The sequence below is a fragment of the Actinospineispora spinosispora DSM 44797 genome, from assembly GCF_000429025.1.
GTDB classification, from domain to species: domain Bacteria; phylum Actinomycetota; class Actinomycetes; order Mycobacteriales; family Pseudonocardiaceae; genus Pseudonocardia; species Pseudonocardia spinosispora.
The window spans coordinates 45400-61936 of sequence record NZ_KE386840.1; the positions used below are offsets into that span (position 1 = coordinate 45400).

Consider the following 16537-nt stretch of genomic DNA (forward strand, 5'->3'; position numbering starts at 1 on the left):
ATGTCGAAGTTCTCGACAGTGTGTTGACTAGATCGACGCATGGTTGATAGCGTCGCCTCAACAAGGCACCCGTCGTCAAGCTGTCAGGGGAAGTCATGACCGTGGAACACGTTGATGTGTTGATCGTCGGTGCTGGTCTTTCCGGCATCGGCGCCGCCTGCCACCTGCGGCAGGAATGTCCGGGCAAGACCTTCGCGATCCTCGAGTCGCGTGATGCGATCGGCGGGACCTGGGACCTGTTCCGCTACCCCGGGGTGCGGTCCGACTCGGACATGTTCACCCTCGGCTACCAGTTCCGCCCGTGGACCGACCCCAAGACGCTCGCCGACGGCGGGTCGATCCGTGAGTACGTCAAGAACACGGCCAGCGAGTACGGCGTGGACAAGGCCATCCGGTTCGGCCACAAGGTCGTCCGCGCCGAGTGGTCGTCGGAGACCGCGCGGTGGACCGTCGAGGCCGAGCACGGCACCGAGAAGGTCGTGCTGACCTGCTCGTTCCTGTTCGCCAACTCCGGCTACTACCGCTACGACCAGGGCTACACCCCGGACTTCCCCGGCGCCGAGGAGTTCACCGGACAGGTCGTGCACCCGCAGCACTGGCCGGAGGACCTCGACTACGCGGGCAAGCGCGTCGTGGTGATCGGCAGTGGGGCCACCGCGGTCACCCTCGTGCCGGCCATGGCCGAGCAGGCCGGCCACGTCACCATGCTGCAGCGTTCGCCCACCTACATCGCCTCACTACCGGCGGTCGACGCACTGGCCCAGCAGCTGCACAAGGTGCTGCCGAGCCGGCTGGCATACCCCATCCTGCGGTGGAAGAACGTGTTCGTGCTGACCGCGAGCTTCCAGCTCAGCCGCCGCCTGCCCGGGCTGATGAAGTCCATCCTGCGCAAGGGCGCCCAGATGCAGCTGCCCGACGGCTACGACGTCGACAAGCACTTCACGCCGCACTACAACCCGTGGGACCAGCGGCTGTGCGTCGTCCCGGACGGTGACCTGTTCAAGTCGATCCGCTCCGGCAAGGCGTCCGTGGTCACCGACCACATCGAACGGTTCACCCCGAACGGCATCCGGCTGAGGTCCGGCGAGGAGCTCGAGGCGGACATCATCGTCACCGCGACCGGGCTCAACCTGCTGCCGGTCGGTGGGCTGTCGATGTCGGTCGACGGCCGCGAGGTCGAGCTGGGCAAGACGGTCGCCTACAAGGGCATGATGCTGTCCGGTGTGCCGAACTTCGCGCTCACCATCGGCTACACGAACGCGTCCTGGACGCTCAAGGCCGACCTGGTCAGCCAGTACGTGTGCCGGCTGCTCAACCACATGGACGCGACCAGCAGGCAGATCTGCACGCCGCTGCCGCCCAGCGGCGACCAGGATCTGATCCCGCTCGTCGACCTGAAGTCCGGGTACGTGCTGCGCAGCGTCGACGCCATGCCGAAGCAGGGCGCCGTCGCACCGTGGAAGCTGCACCAGAACTACGCCAGGGACCGCCTGCTGATGCTGCGCGGTTCGGTCGAGGACGAGGGCATGCGGTTCAGCTCCGCGGTACCCGCCGAGGCCGCCGTCGTGCGCCGCCCGGTAGTAGAGGCCGCCGGCTGACCCCTCTCCGTGAGTGGCAAGTGGTTCTACCCCGAAGGGGCGCCGAAGGCGTAGCAACCCTGGGCACTCACGACACGCTTTTCGTCGTGAGTGCCCAGGGTTGCTATAGGACCACTTGCCACTCACGAAAGCCGGGGCACACGGGGATCAGCACGTCAGGGCTGCACGTAGGTCGGAGTGCGCTGCCTCGGGGTCCCTCGTGAGTGCCGAGGGCGCCTATAGCCGCTCTACGCACTCACGACGGAAAAGCTGTCGTGAGTGCGTAGAGCGGCTACCGCTTCGCGGCCCCTGCGGGGTAGACGCCCTCATCACTCACGAGGAGGGGGTGCCGCTAGGCCCTGGCGGGCTATCAGTTGGGCGGTGTTGATGACGCTGCGCAGTGAGCCTCTGCTCGGGTTCCACCACTCGGTCGCCCAGTTCAGGCCGCCGAGGACGAGCATGCGCGCGGCCCGGACGTCGAGCTCGGGGTGCAGCTCACCGGCCTCGCGGGCGTCGTCGATCAGCTTGCGCCACACGTCGCCGTAGGCACGTTGCTCGGCCAGCTGGCGCTCGCGCATGTCGGCGGGCAGCTGCGGACCGTAGCGGAACGCGGCCGAGGCGTGGTCGGACAGCCGCAGCAGGATCTCCAGGTGCGCGCCCACCGCCACGCAGATCAGGTCCAGCTTGGACGCGGTCTCCGGCTGTGCGGCGACGGCGTCGGTGACGTGTTCCAGCGCCCGGGTCATCCCCTGGACGACGACCGCCTCGATGAGTTCCTCACGCGACGCGAAGTAGTAGTACAGCGCCGGTGCCTGGACGTGCGCGAGCTCGGCGATGTCGGACAGTCGAGTGCCGGCGTAGCCGTTCTGGTTGAGCACCTTCGCCGCGGCGTCGAGGATCCGCTCCCTGGTCCGAGCCGATTTCGACTGCTCGCTGCGGACCGGCTCACTCGGCGGTGCTGAACGCTGTTTTGGCACGCGAGGCATCCTAATGTCGCACTAACGATGAGGGACGATCAACCGAATCTTTCGAATCTATGTTAAATTTAGCATGTGCGCAGAGATCTCTACACCGATGACCACGAGCAGTACCGGGAGTCCGTCCGCGAGTTCGTGGCCCGCGAGGTCACGCCGCATCTGACCCGGTGGGACGAGCAACGCATGATCGACCGCGAGGTGTTCGCGGCGGCGGTCAAGCAGGGCGTCTACGGGCTGGAGATCCCGGCGGAGCACGGTGGGTCCGGTGAGTCCGACTACCGGTACCGGATGATCGTCAACGAGGAGCTGTCCGCCGCCGGCGCGACGTCGCTCAACATGACGTTCGGTCTGCAGGACGATCTGGTGCTGCACTACCTCATCGATCTGGGCAACGCCGAGCAGAGCGCGCGGTGGCTGCCCCGGTTCGCCACCGGTGAGTACATCGGCGCACTGGCGATGACCGAGCCCGGCACCGGTAGCGACCTGCGCGGCATGCAGACCGTCGCGGTCGCCGACGGTGACGGGTGGCGGCTGTCCGGTTCGAAGACGTTCATCAGCAGTGGCATCTCGGCCGACGTCGTGGTCGTGGCGGCGCGCACCGACGCGGTGGATGGCGGGTTCAGCCTGTTCGTCGTCGAGAAGGACATGCCCGGCTTCGAGCGCGGCCGCAAGCTGGACAAGGTCGGCCTGCACGCCCAGGACACGGCCGAGCTGTTCTTCGACGAGGTCGCCATTCCTCGGCGGAACCTGCTGGGGGAGGAGGGCAAGGGGCTGCGCTACCTGATGGCGCACCTTCCCCGCGAGCGCCTCGGCATCGTGGCCAGCGCCTACACCGGCGCGCGCGCCGTGTTCGAGCTGACCAGGACGTACTGCTTCGACCGGCATGCATTCGGCCGGCCGATCGGCGACTTCCAGCACACCCGGTTCGTGCTCGCCGAGATGGCGACCGAGCTCGACGTGGCAGAGGCGTATGTCGACAAGCAGGTCACCGCGTACAACGCGGGGGAGCTGACCGCGACCGACGCGGCCAAGGGCAAGTGGTGGCTCAGCGAGCTGCAGAAACGGGTCGTCGACCAGTGCGTGCAGCTGCACGGCGGTTACGGCTACATGATGGAGTACCCGGTCGCCAGGGCCTTCGTGGACAGCCGCATCCAGACCATCTACGGCGGCACGACGGAGATCATGAAGGAGCTCATCGGCCGCGAGCTCGCCCCCCGCTAAACCCCGTGAGTGGCGAGTGGTCCTCTGGGACCACTCGCCACTCACGGTCGTTCACCTGGGGAAACGCTCGGTGAGCTTGTCGACCACGATCTTGGCGGTCTCCGCGCAGGCGGTCGTGCCGCCGTTGGCGTACTCCTTGACCGCGTCGCCGACGTTGAACAGGTTCGGGATCGGTGTGTCGTGCGGCAGGTCGAAACCGGCGACGGCGCGCTGCGGCGGCCAGTCGTCACGCATGACGGCGACCGAGACGATCTTCGCCTCGTCGAAGCCGGGGACCTCGTCGCGCAGGTCGGCCATGAGCAGCTCGGTCTCGGCCTCGGTGTCGAAGTCGCCGACAGCCGGCTTGGGCACCGAGGTACCCGCGTACAGGTGCCAGCCGGGCGGCGCCATCTCCGGGCAGGTCGCGGTGAAGTTGGCGACGTAGACGAGCCTGCGGGTCTTGCCGAAGCTGGTCAGGCCGGGAGCGTCGAGCAGGGGACGCTCGCTGGCGAAGTTCACCGTGATCATGCCGCACGGCTTGAGCTTCTCCCGGAGGTCGGCCGTGTAGCCGTCGGGCAGCGCGTCCTCGGGGCACATGTCGGCCGTCGCCGCCGGGCCCGCGTTGCTGATCACGAACCGGCAGCTGATCTCGACGGTCTCGCCGTCGCGCTCGATGACCGCGCCGGTGACCTGGCCATCGGTCACCCGCAGCTCGTCGACCTGGGAGGACAGCCAGACCTCACCACCGTGCAGCGGCAGGTAGTCGGCCAGTGCCTGCCACGGGCCGATCGTTCCGTCGGGGCAGAACCCGAACTTCTTGAACGCGCTCTTGCGGGTGAAGTAGGTGAGGAACACCTTGGCGGGCAGTTCCTCGGAGCCGACCGCGAACACCGAGCCGCACATGTTGCGGAACACCCCGTGCACGGTCTCGTTCTTGGTGTACCTGCCGACCCAGTCGGCGAGGCTGAGCTGGTCCTCCGGCAACCCGTCGTCATGGCGGGCCGCGCCGAGCCCGCTGACCAGCTTGGCGCCCTGGCGGGTCAGCTTGCTGAGCAGCATGCCCCAGCCGCCGCCGGTGATGTCCATGGTCTTGCCGCCGATCCGGTACATCAGCGGCGGCGACGGCCTGCGCACGTTGTACTCGACGCCGAGCTCGGCGAAGGTCTGCTCGGTGATGCCGCCGAGCTCCAGCACGATGGCGCCGTTATTGATCTTGAAGCCGTCGACGTCGTGCGTGGAGGCCCGGCCGCCGACCTGGTCGAGTCGTTCGACGACGAGCGTGCGGTAGCCCTGATGGGCCAGGCGCGCCGCGGCGCACAGTCCGCCGACGCCCGCGCCGATCACCAGTGCGTCGAAGCTGGGTGAAGTCATAAATTCTAATTTAGATAAAAAACTCCAGTGCGGTCAAGGTGCGGTCGCCCGGCGGTGCCCGACGTAGGGTGGCCGGGTGACGGAACCCGGCTCCCTGTTCGGCCAGACCGACCGAGGCGACGACCGCGCCGCGCTCACCGTGGGCGAGGTGACCCTGCGCAGGACCGAGCTGTTCGGTGCCGCCGCCGCGGTCGCCGAGCGCGTGCACGGCGCCCCGGTCGTCGCCGTCCACGCCGATGCCAGCGCCTCCACGGTCGTCGCCATCCTCGGCTGTCTGCTGGCCGGTGTCCCGGTGGTTCCGGTGCCGCCGGACTCCGGGCCGAAGGAGCTGGCGCACATCATCCGCGACTCAGGCGCGACGGTGTGGCTGGGCGAGGGCTCACCCGGTGAGGCGGGCCCCGAGGTCGTGCCGGTCGATCTCGCCGCGCGCTCCATGGCCACCCACCCCGCGCCGGACGCCGCGTCGACCGCAATGATCATGTACACCTCGGGGACCACCGGCAGCCCCAAAGGCGTCGTGATGTCGCACGGCGCTCTCGCCGCCGGTCTCGACGGGCTGGCCGAGGCGTGGTCGTGGACGGCTCAGGACGTCCTGGTGCACGGTCTTCCGCTGTTCCACGTGCACGGGTTGATCCTCGGCGTCCTTGGCCCGCTACGGGTGGGCAGCCCGCTCGTGCACACCGAGCGCCCGCGCCCGGCGGGCTACGCCTCGGCGGCCGCCGGACACGGCGGGACGATCTTCTTCGGCGTCCCCACGGTGTGGTCGCGCATCGCCGCGGAACCGGACTGTGCCCGCGCGCTGAGCACGGCACGGTTGCTGGTGTCCGGCAGCGCGGCGCTGCCACCCTCGGTGTTCCGCGACGTCGCCGCGCTGGCCGGTCAGCCCCCGGTCGAGCGGTACGGGATGACCGAGACGATGATCACCGTCGCGGTGCGTTCGGACGGTGAGCGTCGGCCCGGCTGGGTCGGGGTACCGATCGACGGCGTCGAGACCAGGGTCGTGGATGACGCCGGGGTACCGGTCGTCCGGGACGGCGAGACGATCGGTGACCTGCAGGTCCGTGGTCCGTGTCTGTTCGACGGCTACCTCGGGCGGCCGGAGACGACCGCCGAGAGCTGGACCGAGGACGGCTGGTTCCGCACGGGCGATGCCGCCGTGCTCGACGAGGTCGGATACCACCGGATCGTCGGCCGGCGCTCGTCGGACCTGATCAAGAGTGGCGGGTATCGGATCGGGGCCGGAGAGGTGGAGGCCGCTCTCCTGGACCACCCGGCGGTGGCCGAGGCCGCCGTTGTCGGCGTGCCGGATCCGGACCTCGGGCAGCGGATCGTGGCCTACGTCGTCGCCGAGGGCGCCGGCGAGGCCGATCTGATCAGCCATGTGGCGTCGCAGCTCTCGGTGCACAAGCGGCCCCGGGAGGTACGGCTCGTGGAGTCGCTGCCCCGGAATGCGATGGGGAAGGTCCAGAAGGCTCGTCTCGTCTAGCCTGTTCCGCGCGACCTTATCTGTGACCACCCCGGCTCGCGCGAGCGCTCGCTGGGGTACTCCTCGCCCATCTGGGCACTTCGCGATGCCGCGGGTGGCATTTGTCGTGCGAGCTGCCCTCGGAGATGCGCGGTGCGGGTCAGTCGTTCGCGGTGAGGACGGAGATCGGGGGTACCGGCACGATGCCTTCGGCTTTTGCTGCCATCGCGGCGTCGACCGTCACGAGCCCGTCTGCCTGGAGCCGCGCGACCGCGATGTACTCCGCGTCGTAGGTGCTCTTCCAACCGTGCTCGCGGGCGATCTGCCAGGCGGTGCGGCGCGAGACCCGGTCGTTGAGCAGGCGCATCTTGAGTTCCGTGATGCGCTCGTGCCGTTGCAGCGCTTCCCGCTCGGTGAGTTCGCCTCGGTCAACGGTCTCCAGTAACAGGCACAGCGCGTGGGAACGGATGAGGGCCGGTGCGACGAGCTGGTGTGCGGGGCTGACGGTCACCTCGTCCGCGACGATGCGCAGGAGAGTGGGCGCGTCGATCACGTAGCGGGTCATGGCCGAACCCTAGGGCCCGGTCCGGGTTGTGGTCGCCTCCAAGGCATCTCGGCTTCGCCGTCGACTCGTGAGTGGCAAGGGCGCCTACGCCTTCGGCGCCGCTGCGCGGTAGACACCCTTGCCACTCACGAGCAGGGGGAGCAGGTAGCGCTCGGCGAAGTCTCTGACGTTCTGTTCCGACGTCATCGGGATGCAGCTGGTCGGGCTCGTCAGGAACGAGGCCGCTATCCGGGTCATCAGTTCGGCTATCGGGTCCACGTCGGCCTCGACCAGCTCGCCGGCGTCGCGGGCCCGGCGCAGGTGGATCGACAGGAACGTGCGCACCACCGCCGTCGGGATCTCGGCGCGGACGGTCATGAACGGCAGGATGACCTGCGGCTCCATGCGCAACAGGTTGCCGATCAGCGGGTTTTCGCGGGTGAAGCGAAGCGCGAACACGAAACCTTCGACGATGCGCTGCTCGATGTGGACGATCCCGGCGACCGCGGACTCCAGACCGTCCAGGCAGCGGCGGCATTCGCGTAGCAGGACGGCCTCGATCAGCGAGTTCTTGTTGTCGAACCTGCGATAGACGGTGATCCGGGACAGCCCGGCACGACGGGCGACGTCCTCCATCGTCGAGCGGGTCAGCCCGGTCTCGCAGAACTGCTCCAGCGCACCGTCGAGCACCCGCTCGGCGATCGGGTCGACCGAGGGCTCGGTCGTCATCGCGATCGCGAACAGCTCCGCGTCGAGGAGCGGCGCTTCCGTGGGCACGCGGTCATACTACGGAAACTGAACTGAGGACGGGGGTATGCAGATACGGAGATACAGATCTAGCATCTATGTATCTCCTAGGGAGGGCGGCAATGATGGCGCGTGACTATGGACTGTTCGGACCCGACTCAGTGACCTGGCGGGTCCACACCGACCCGACGATGGTGCTGGCGGGCTTCCTGGCGCTGGAGATCCAGGCATTGCATCCGCCCTCGATGTGGGGCACCCAGCAGAACTCCCGGCTCTTCGACCGGGACCAGGCGTTCGCCCGATTGATGCGCACCGGCGACTTCGTGTCGATCCGGACGTTCGGTTCGACCGACGAGGTGGAGAAGGTCGGGCGTCGGGTGCGCAAGCTGCACGCGCGGTTGCGCGGCACCAACCCGGAGACCGGCGAGGTGTTCCGGGTCGACGAGCCGGAGAACCTGCTGTGGGTGCACTGCGGGGAGATCGCCGCCTACCTGCGGGTCGCGCGGCTCGCCGGCATCCTGACCGCCGACGAGGCCGACACCTACGTCGACGAGCAGCGCAGGGCAGCCACGGTCGTCGGGCTCGAGCCGGGTGACGTGCCCGGCTCGGCGGCCGAGCTGGACGCCTACTTCCAGGACATGCGGCCGAAGCTGCGGCTCACCGATGCCGCCCGGGACGCGATGCGCAGCTGGGCGGTCGTCCCCGTCCCCTGGCACCAAGCCACGCTGCGAGTGGTGTTCCCGACGGTCGCGGCGCTGGGGTTCGTGCTGATGCCGGGCTGGGCCCGCGCGATGTACGGCCTGCCGGCCTGGGAGGGGCCGATGCTGGACGGCCCCGCCTCGGCGGCACTGCGCGCGGTCCGTCCGGCCATGCGGGCCACCCCGGACCTGTGGAACATCACTCCGATCCAACGCGGCTACGCCCGCCACGCCCTGGCCCTGATGCGTTCGGGCCGAGCCCCGCTGGCGATGGCCGCATAGATGTGCACCACTTCGCAGAGTCTCGTGTCGCGTCGCAGACGTTGCAGCGTTTGCGAGGCGACGTGAAGGTCTGCGAGGTCGTCCCACAGGCCTTCGGGCGCAGCCTGCGTGCGGCGAACGTTCGTGGTCAACGCACTAGCGGGTGGCGGACGCGCGTTCGGGGAGGGCCAGGAGGTCGGAGGGAGTGTCCGCCGGGCGCAGGCGGGTGACGATCGCGGCGGTCAGCAGGTTCGCGGCGAGCGCGACCAGGCCGGCGTTGATGCCGTACAGCGGGTCCAGGCCGCTGAACACCAGGACCACGTCGACGACCACGCCCACCGCGAGCCCGCTCAACCCCGCGGCCAAGGAGAGCCGCTTCCACAGCAACGACAGCAGCGCCATCGGCAGCAGCTGCGCGATGCCTTCGTAGGACAGCACGGACAGCCGGACCAGGACGTTCGGGAACAGGTAGGTCATCGCCAGCGCGATCGCACCGGCCAGCAGGGTGACCAGCTGGGCGTACCGGCGCTGTTCGGTGCTGCTGCGGCCGCGCAGGATCGAGCGGGTCCACATCGTGCCGATGACCAGCATGAACACCGCCATCGGCACGACCGACGACAACGCGGCCGCCGCGCCGACCACCCCGAGCAGCCACGGCGGAAGGGTGTCTGTGATGAGCGTGAACAGGGCGAGGTTGGAGTCCTTCAACCCCGGCACCACGAGCAGCGCGGCGAAGCCGAGCAGCACCGGGATGAACAGCAGGAGCTGGTAGAACGGCAGGTACATCGCGTTCCCGCGCAGCACCTGCGGTGACTTCGCGCCGAGGAAACCCGCGACGGTCGTCGGGAAGATCGAGTAGACGACGGCGTTGAGCGCGGCGGTCGAGATGAACCAGCCGATGCCGTACTGCACGGACTTCGGGCCGGGCAGGGTCAGCCACTCCGCGTGCCGGGCGGTCATCTGGTCCAGCAGCTCGCCGTAGCCGCCGAAGTAGTGCAGCGGGACCCAGACGAACACGATCAGCAGCGTCACCACGACGAGCGCGTCCTTCAGCGCGGACACCCATGCGCTGCCTCGCAGGCCGCTGACCAAGATGAACGCTTCGGACACGACGAACGAGATCAGATAGGCGACGCCGAGGGAGATCGTGCCGTAGCTGATCGTGGCGAGCACCGCGCCCATGCCGGTGATCTGCAGCTGGATGTAGGGGAGGATGAAGATCGTCGCCAGTACCGCGACCAGCCCACCGGCGAAGGGCGAACCGAAACGGTGGGCGACCAGGTCGGAGATCGAGTGCAGGCCGTGCCGGTGCGCGTACCCCCAGAGCAACGGTCCGGTCACGTAGGTGACCGCCATGCCGATCGACAGGTACGCGGGCAGGTACAACCCGGAGACGCCGTGCGTGTAGGACCAGCCGGCCGCGCCGAGATAGCTGAAGCTCGTATAGGTCTCGCCCGCCATCAGGACCCAGGTCAGCACCAGGCCCATGCTTCGCCCGCCGACCGACCATTCCTCCAGGCTGCGGGTCCGTTTGCGCACCGAGAGAACGCCGAGCACGACCGACCCGACCAGCGCGACTCCGACGATTCCGACCGAGACCAGCGCGGCGCCGCTCACCGGTCGTCCCCGGACCGGCCGGCGCGGAACACCGGGTCGCCCTTGGCCGCCGCGATGATGCACAGCGGCGACAGCAGGGTCGCCAGGATCATCCACCACATGAACAGCGACAACCCGAACACGACCGGCTCGACACGGTTCACCAGCGGTACGGCGACCAGGAAGAGCACGACGGGGCCGAGTAGCCAGAACAGTGAGCGTCGGCCGGCAAACAGCTCGCGAAGCACGCCGCGACCTCCCAGGATCCTATATGAGTGTAAGGAACCTAGCGTACTGGCCAGGCCGGAGGCGAGGGTCGAAGTCGTTCGTACTCGGCGGCCACCGCGAGCACCCCGATGTCGTCGAAGCGCTGGCCGACGATCTGCAGCCCGATCGGCAGGCCCTCCGAGGTGCTGCCACAGCGCACCGCGATCGCCGGCTGGCCGGACATGTTGAACGGCACGGTGAACCCGACGTGCTCGAACGGCCGCTCCGGGTCGTTGCGCGGCGAGGCGAGCTCGGCGCCGAAGGTGGAGACCGGCGCGACCGGGGAGAGCAGGAAGTCGAAAGGGGCCAGGTGCGTGACGGCGGCTTTCGCCATCGCGTCCATCTGGCTGTAGCCGTCGAACACCTCCGCGCCGGAGAGGCCTTCGCCGCCGGCGGCCCACTGCGCGATGTACGGCAGCATCCTGGCGCGCCGCTCGGGCGGCAGTGCGTTGATCTCCAGCCAGAACCGGGTCCGCCAGAACTTGTCCAGCCCGTCCAACATGTGATCGGTGAGCATCGGCCCGACGGTCTCCACGTGGGCTCCGGCGGCTTCGACGCTGCGCGCGGCGGCGTTCACCGCGTCCAGGATCTCCTGCTCCACCGGCAGCCCGATGCCCACGTCGAGCATCAGGCCGACCCGCAACCCGGTGAGGTCGCGTCGAAGGTTCGACCAGTCGAGCCGTGCTTCCGGAAGGCTGAGGTGGTCCCGAGGGTGCGGCCCGGCCAGCACCGAGGTGAACAGCGCGGCGTCGGCGACCGTGCGGGTCAGCGGCCCGAGCGTCCGGCCCGGATAGGGCGGATCGACCGGGATCCGGCCGAAGCTGGGTTTGAAACCGGCGACCCCGCACCAGTTGGCCGGCAGCCGGATCGAGCCGCCGATGTCGGTCCCCAGGTGCAGCGGCCCGTAGCCGGCGGCCGACGCGGCGCCCGCGCCGGAGCTGGAGCCCCCCGGGTTGCGGGTCTCGTTCCACGGGTTGCGGGTGATTCCGCGCAGGCTGGACAGGCCGGAGGAGAGCATGCCGTAGTCGGGCATCGTCGTGGTGCCGACGAGGACCGCGCCGGAGGCGAACAATCGAGCCGCAGCGGGTGCGTCCGCCGCGGCGGGGACCGGCTCGATCGCGGCCGTGCCCAGCGGGACCGGGTTGCCCTCGGTGGCGATGTTCTCCTTCAGCGTCGCCGGCACACCGTCGATGTCGCTGAGCGGCTCACCTCGGCGCCACCGCTCCTCGGCCGCTTTCGCCGCCTGCCGCGCCGCGTCGGGACGGTGCGCACACAGCGCGTTGAGAGTGGGTTCCCATGCGGCGATCCGGGTCAGTACCGCCTCGGTCACCTCGACCGGCGAGAGCTCACCGGAGCGGTACGCGGACGTGAGGCGAGTCGCGGGAAGGTCCGCGAGATCCAGGTCGGCCAGGGTCACTCTCAGTCCTTTCGTTGTCCACCCAATGCATCCGTGACCGCGTCGGCGGCGCGGCGCAGCACCTCCAGATAACGGTGCACGTCCGCGCCCGTGCTCGGCCTCGGCAGACCCCACAGTGTGAGGATCAGCGCCACCGTCCCGTCCGGGTTGAAGGCGGGCGCGCTGACCAGGCGAATGTCGTACCGACCCTCGGGATCGAGGTCGTCCGGGGGGTCGAACCGGCCGGCGAGCTCACTCGCCAACCGCTGCACCTGGCTCCTGCTCTCCCGATCGCCCTCCGAGTAGCGGTCGAGCGCCTGCTCCAGCTCGCCGTGCAGCTCATGGCCGAGGCTCAGCGACCAGCCCCGCTCCCGGACCCGTCCCAGCAGCGCTGCGTAGTCGGATCGTTCCCGATCGGTCAGCGCACGGCCCGAGCGAGCCAGCCACGCGTCCACGGAGGGCTCGTCGGCCCAGGCGAGGAACGGCGACCCGATCGGCGGCACGAACGGCATCCGCTGCCCGACCCTGGTGAACTCGGCGCCACCGGACGGTGACCCGGCGCTGGCCAGCACGACGAGCTGGTCGTCGACCGGCGCGATCACCAGGCATTCGGTCTTCAGGTCGGTCGCGACGCGTTCCATCTCCGGCCGGGAGAGGTCGGCGAGACGCAGGTGGCCGATGAAGTCGGCCTCCGGCATCGCGACCAGCGACGACGGGGAGAAGCGGCCGTAGCCACCCTGGAAGAACACCAGCGGGAGGCGTTCGGCGGCGGCGTTCAGCTCGCGGACCCGGCCGAGCACGATGTAGTGGTCGCCCGCGTCCTGGATCGACTCGAAGTCGCAGTCGATCCACGCCGCGACGCCGTCGAGCCGGGGCGCGCCGGACGCCGCTGCTTGCCAGGAGACGCCGGCGAACTTGTCGCCGCCCCTGGTGGCGAACGCGCGGCACACGGACTCCTGGTCTGCGGCGAGCACGTTCACACAGAAGCTCCGCGCGGTGCGGATCTTCGGGAAGCTCGTGGACGACCGGTCGGGCAGGAACGCGACCAGCGGAGGGTCCAGCGACACCGAGGTGAACGATCCGACCGCCATGCCGGCGGGCTGGCCGTCCTCGCCGATCGCGGTGATCACCGTGACGCCCGTCGGATAGCTGCCCAGCACCTCGCGGAACCGCCGCCCGTCGATCGCGCTGTCGCTCGTAGCCGTGTTGCTCCCAGACGAGCCCGAGACCATCCTGCCTCCAGTCCGTTCGACGGCCATCGCTGTCCAGCATGGACCACGAAAGCCGAATGCACCCGCCGAACGGATCTCCGGTGAGTGGTCAGCGCCGCCTGAGCGGCGCTGACCACTCACAACTCAGGAACGAGGAATATCCTTCCAGGCCAGGTCGCGGTCGACTCTCGGTTCGCCCGGAAGGCCCAGCACCCGCTCGCCGAGGATGTTGCGCATCACCTCGGAGGTGCCGCCCTCGATCGAGTTGGCCAGCGACCGCAGCCACGCCTTGCGGACATCGGCCGAACCGCCCGCGCCGGAGGACCGGTCGGTGACGGTCTGCTCGTAGCCGTCGATCAGCATCGCCTCCGGCCCGCGCAGGTTGACGGTCAGCTCCAGGATCGCCTTGTTGAGCTCGGCCATCTGCAGCTTGGCGATGGAACCTTCGGGCCCCGGGATCTTCGTGCCGGTCTGCGCGGAGGCGCGGACGTTGGTCAGCCGGGCCGCCTCGGCCTTCGTCCACAGCCGCAGCAGCTGGTCACGACTGCCCGCGTCCGCCCGGCCTTCGTCTGCCGCCGCCCGGAAACCCTGGACGGCGAGCCCGATCGGACCGTCGCCGCGACGCGAACCGCGCCTGCCGATCGCGACCCGCTCGTTCATCAGGGTCGTCATCGCCACCCGCCAGCCCTCGCCGACCGCGCCGAGCTGATCGGCGGCGGGGACGAGCGCATCGGTCAGGTACACCTCGTTGAACTCGGCCTGGCCGGTCAGCTGCCGCAGCGGCCGCACCTCGACGCCCGGCGCGGTCATGTCCAGCACGAAGTAGGTCAGCCCTCGGTGCTTGGGCAACGCCGGATCGGTGCGCGTGACCAGCAGGCCCCTGCGCGCGACGTGCGCGAGCGAAGTCCAGATCTTCTGCCCGTTGACCACGTAGTTCTCACCGTCGGGCACCGCGCGGGTGGCCAGCGAGGCCAGGTCGGAGCCCGCGCCAGGCTCGGAGAACAGCTGGCACCAGATCTCCTCACCGGTGAACAGCGGCTTCAGGTACTTCGCGCGCTGCTCGTCGGTCCCGTGCGTGTGGATGGTCTGCGCCGCCATGCCGAGCCCGATGACGTTGCGCGCCATCCAGTCCTCGCTGCCCGCGTCGAGGAACATCTGCTCGACCATCGGGTGCAGCGACGAGTCGAGCCCGAGCCCGCCGAAGCCCTTGTCGAAATGAACGAACGCGAGCCCGGCGTCGAAGCGGGCCGCGCGCAGCTCGCGGTCGTCGGTGCGCTCGACCGGGTGCTCGGCGAGAAAGTCCTCGACGAGCTTCCGGACGGTGTCCCGGTCACTCATGCGCCAACCTCCGGAATGTCGATCAGATTGCCGAGCCGGGCACGGTGCTGGCCCGGCGAGCCGAGGAACACCTCGGAACTCTTCGCCCGCTTCAGGTAGAGGTGGGCCGGGTGTTCCCAGGTGAAGCCGATGCCGCCGTGGTTCTGGATGTTGTCCAGCGCGACCTTGGTGTAGGACTCGGAGCAGACGGAACCGGCGAGGGCGGCGGACAGCGGCAGCTCCTCCGGTTCGTTCACCGCCGTCCAGATGCCGTGGTAGGCGGTCGAACGAGCGGACTCGACGGCGACCAGCATGTCCGCGCAGCGGTGCTTGATCGCCTGGAACGAGCCGATCTTGCGGCCGAACTGGACCCGGGTGTTGGCGTACTCGACGGAGGACTCCAGCAGTTTCGCCGCGCCGCCGAGCTGTTCGCAGGCCAGGGCGAGCACCGCCTGGTCGACCGCGGTCCGCAGCGCGTCGGTGACCTGGCCCGGCGTGCCGATGTTCTGCGCCTCGGCGGAGTCGAGCTCGATCGCGGCCAGCTTGCGGGTCGAGTCCAGGCCGGTCAGCGGCTGGGCCTCGGGCTTATCCGTCAGCGCGAAGAGCCCGAGCCCGCCCTCGGTGTCCGCGATCACGAGCACCAGACCGGCGTTCGCCCCGTCGATGACGACCTCGGCGTTGCCGGTCAACCGCCAGGTGCCGTCGACCTGTTCGGCGGTGATCGTGGTGGTCAGCGGATCGGCGCCACCCCAGGCGAGGGTCGCCACGGTGGCGCCGGAGGCGATGCCCGGCAGGTGGCGCTCGTTGGCCTCCTCGTCGTTCACGCAGAGCAGCGTGTTCGCGGCGAGCGCGACGGTGGCGAAGAACGGTGCACCGAACAGCGTGCGGCCCATCTCCTCGAACACGACGCCCAGCTCGATCAGCGAGGCATCGGATCCGCCCCACCGTTCGGGGATGATCAGGCCCTGCAGGCCCAGCTCGGTGGCGATCTGCTGCCAGACCGCCTGGTCGTAGCCCGTGTCGGTCTCCATGAGCCGGCGTACCTCGGCCTCACTGGAGCGTTTCTCCAGGAAGCCGCGTACTACGGCACGCAACTCCTCGGCGTCGTCGCCGGGAATGAACGTCACTCGTCCTCGCCTCCAGCGCGGCCGGTCGGGCGGCCGCCGTACCCGTAGTTACCGGCAGCTTAGGCGGTAAGTGGGGTCTGTGTCCTTGGCTCTATGGGGTTCATCCCCGCTGGCCGCGCTAAGTGCGGGCCAGGATCGCGAGGATGGGGGTGGTGTGCGCGGATGCTGGGGGTTGCGGGGGGCTTGTTTCTTTTCGTACAAGGTCTGGTTTCTTGTGTGAATTGCTGGTGTTATCTGGGATAATAGCGGTATGTCCGAAGTCTTGGTGCGTGAGTTGCGCGCGGAAGCTGTCTCGGTGATGGCTCGGCTTCGTGATGCGGAAAAGGTTTTGTCGGATCAGGCGTGGATCGAGTCGATTCAGTTTCACGATCGGTTGCAGCGGCAGTCGAGGCAGGATGTGTTGCGGTCTATTGCTCGCCTGGATTCCGAGGGCGGGTTCGTCGATCGTGGGGTGCGGTCTAAGTCGGCGGTGGCGGATTTGTTGGGTGTGAGGCCGTCGGAGGCGCATCGGTTGGTGCGGTTGGCGCGTCACGCGTTCCCGACTGTCACCTTGACCGGCCAGCCCGTCGAGGCGCGGTTGGCCGCGACCGCGGCGGCGTTGGACTCGCATGCCATCGACCAAGCACACGGCCTGGTGATCGACATCGCGTTGAGGTCCAGTGCCGCCCGCCGTCTCGATCCGGGTGTGTGGTGTGGCGCTGAGTCCATCCTCGTGGAGTGGGCGCAGGCCTATACGCCGGCGCAGTTGGCGGTGGAGGCGCGGCGCCTGGTGAATGGTCTCGA

15 protein-coding genes are annotated in these 16537 nt (G+C 69.0%); 5 read left to right on the forward strand and 10 right to left on the reverse strand.

All coding sequences use genetic code 11. The annotated features are described in order from the left end of the window. Window positions 1–95 precede the first annotated feature (95 nt). Entirely contained in the window at window positions 96–1598 is a 1503-nt protein-coding gene (locus tag G406_RS53475; protein WP_051343497.1) for a flavin-containing monooxygenase, read from the forward strand. A gap of 308 nt (window positions 1599–1906) precedes the next feature. On the opposite strand, the gene G406_RS53480 is transcribed toward G406_RS53475, so the two are convergent. Continuing rightward, window positions 1907–2554 (reverse strand): TetR/AcrR family transcriptional regulator, encoded by a 648-nt coding sequence (locus G406_RS53480; RefSeq protein WP_245607458.1) that lies wholly within the window; start codon window positions 2552–2554, stop codon window positions 1907–1909. Between the two features lie 75 nt (window positions 2555–2629). On the opposite strand from G406_RS53480, the gene G406_RS0143670 reads away from it, so the two are divergent. Next, window positions 2630–3775, forward strand: coding sequence for an acyl-CoA dehydrogenase family protein (locus G406_RS0143670; RefSeq protein WP_028938790.1), 1146 nt, complete (start codon window positions 2630–2632; stop codon window positions 3773–3775). A gap of 51 nt (window positions 3776–3826) precedes the next feature. Here the strand turns inward: G406_RS0143670 and G406_RS0143675 are convergent, their stop codons facing one another. Next, a complete protein-coding gene (locus G406_RS0143675; protein WP_028938791.1) occupies window positions 3827–5125 on the reverse strand; it encodes a phytoene desaturase family protein in 1299 nt (432 codons plus the stop codon). Window positions 5126–5201: 76 nt separating this feature from the next. On the opposite strand from G406_RS0143675, the gene G406_RS0143680 reads away from it, so the two are divergent. Continuing rightward, a complete protein-coding gene (locus G406_RS0143680; RefSeq protein WP_051343499.1) occupies window positions 5202–6611 on the forward strand; it encodes an acyl-CoA synthetase in 1410 nt (469 codons plus the stop codon). Between the two features lie 139 nt (window positions 6612–6750). Here the strand turns inward: G406_RS0143680 and G406_RS0143685 are convergent, their stop codons facing one another. Together G406_RS0143685 and G406_RS53485 are read right to left on the reverse strand one after the other, a co-directional pair. Then, window positions 6751–7155 (reverse strand): type II toxin-antitoxin system VapC family toxin, encoded by a 405-nt coding sequence (locus tag G406_RS0143685; protein WP_028938793.1) that lies wholly within the window; start codon window positions 7153–7155, stop codon window positions 6751–6753. Between the two features lie 84 nt (window positions 7156–7239). After that, window positions 7240–7911, reverse strand: a complete 672-nt coding sequence (locus tag G406_RS53485; RefSeq protein ID WP_211241460.1) for a TetR/AcrR family transcriptional regulator — start codon at window positions 7909–7911, stop codon at window positions 7240–7242. Window positions 7912–8006: 95 nt separating this feature from the next. Here G406_RS53485 and G406_RS53490 point away from each other — a divergent pair, with 95 nt between their 5' ends. Continuing rightward, window positions 8007–8861, forward strand: a complete 855-nt coding sequence (locus G406_RS53490) for an oxygenase MpaB family protein (RefSeq protein WP_211241461.1) — start codon at window positions 8007–8009, stop codon at window positions 8859–8861. A gap of 135 nt (window positions 8862–8996) precedes the next feature. Here the strand turns inward: G406_RS53490 and G406_RS0143700 are convergent, their stop codons facing one another. The 6 genes from G406_RS0143700 to G406_RS0143725 all read right to left on the reverse strand — a co-directional run bounded on the left by G406_RS0143700 (window position 8997) and on the right by G406_RS0143725 (window position 15754). Beyond that, window positions 8997–10457 (reverse strand): sodium:solute symporter family protein, encoded by a 1461-nt coding sequence (locus G406_RS0143700; RefSeq protein ID WP_028938794.1) that lies wholly within the window; start codon window positions 10455–10457, stop codon window positions 8997–8999. Next, a complete protein-coding gene (locus tag G406_RS53495) occupies window positions 10454–10684 on the reverse strand; it encodes a DUF3311 domain-containing protein (protein ID WP_245607459.1) in 231 nt (76 codons plus the stop codon). The genes G406_RS0143700 and G406_RS53495 overlap by 4 nt, the downstream gene beginning before the upstream one ends. 38 nt (window positions 10685–10722) lie before the next feature. Next, entirely contained in the window at window positions 10723–12120 is a 1398-nt protein-coding gene (locus G406_RS0143710; RefSeq protein ID WP_245607460.1) for an amidase, read from the reverse strand. A 2-nt stretch (window positions 12121–12122) separates the two neighbouring features. Continuing rightward, window positions 12123–13358 carry a flavin reductase gene (locus tag G406_RS0143715; protein ID WP_084216939.1) on the reverse strand — a complete coding sequence of 412 codons (1236 nt, stop codon included), beginning with the start codon at window positions 13356–13358 and terminating at the stop codon, window positions 12123–12125. Window positions 13359–13454: 96 nt separating this feature from the next. Beyond that, a complete protein-coding gene (locus tag G406_RS0143720) occupies window positions 13455–14648 on the reverse strand; it encodes an acyl-CoA dehydrogenase family protein (RefSeq protein WP_028938797.1) in 1194 nt (397 codons plus the stop codon). Beyond that, window positions 14645–15754: an acyl-CoA dehydrogenase family protein gene (locus tag G406_RS0143725; protein WP_245607461.1), complete on the reverse strand. Its 1110-nt coding sequence runs from the start codon at window positions 15752–15754 to the stop codon at window positions 14645–14647. Before G406_RS0143725 ends, G406_RS0143720 begins: the two co-directional genes overlap by 4 nt. Before the next feature lie 250 nt (window positions 15755–16004). On the opposite strand from G406_RS0143725, the gene G406_RS0143730 reads away from it, so the two are divergent. Further along, window positions 16005–16537: DUF222 domain-containing protein (locus tag G406_RS0143730; protein ID WP_028938799.1), on the forward strand; the 533-nt coding region annotated here is incomplete at its 3' end.

What these genes read in the sequence shown, in the direction of transcription:
- G406_RS0143675 (WP_028938791.1), bottom strand. Translation starts at nt 5,125, where the DNA reads ATGACTTCACCCAGCTTCGACGCACTGGTGATCGGCGCGGGCGTCGGC.
- G406_RS53475 (WP_051343497.1), top strand. Translation starts at nt 96, where the DNA reads ATGACCGTGGAACACGTTGATGTGTTGATCGTCGGTGCTGGTCTTTCC.
- G406_RS0143685 (WP_028938793.1), bottom strand. Translation starts at nt 7,155, where the DNA reads ATGACCCGCTACGTGATCGACGCGCCCACTCTCCTGCGCATCGTCGCG.
- G406_RS0143715 (WP_084216939.1), bottom strand. Translation starts at nt 13,358, where the DNA reads ATGGCCGTCGAACGGACTGGAGGCAGGATGGTCTCGGGCTCGTCTGGG.
- G406_RS0143720 (WP_028938797.1), bottom strand. Translation starts at nt 14,648, where the DNA reads ATGAGTGACCGGGACACCGTCCGGAAGCTCGTCGAGGACTTTCTCGCC.
- G406_RS53490 (WP_211241461.1), top strand. Translation starts at nt 8,007, where the DNA reads ATGGCGCGTGACTATGGACTGTTCGGACCCGACTCAGTGACCTGGCGG.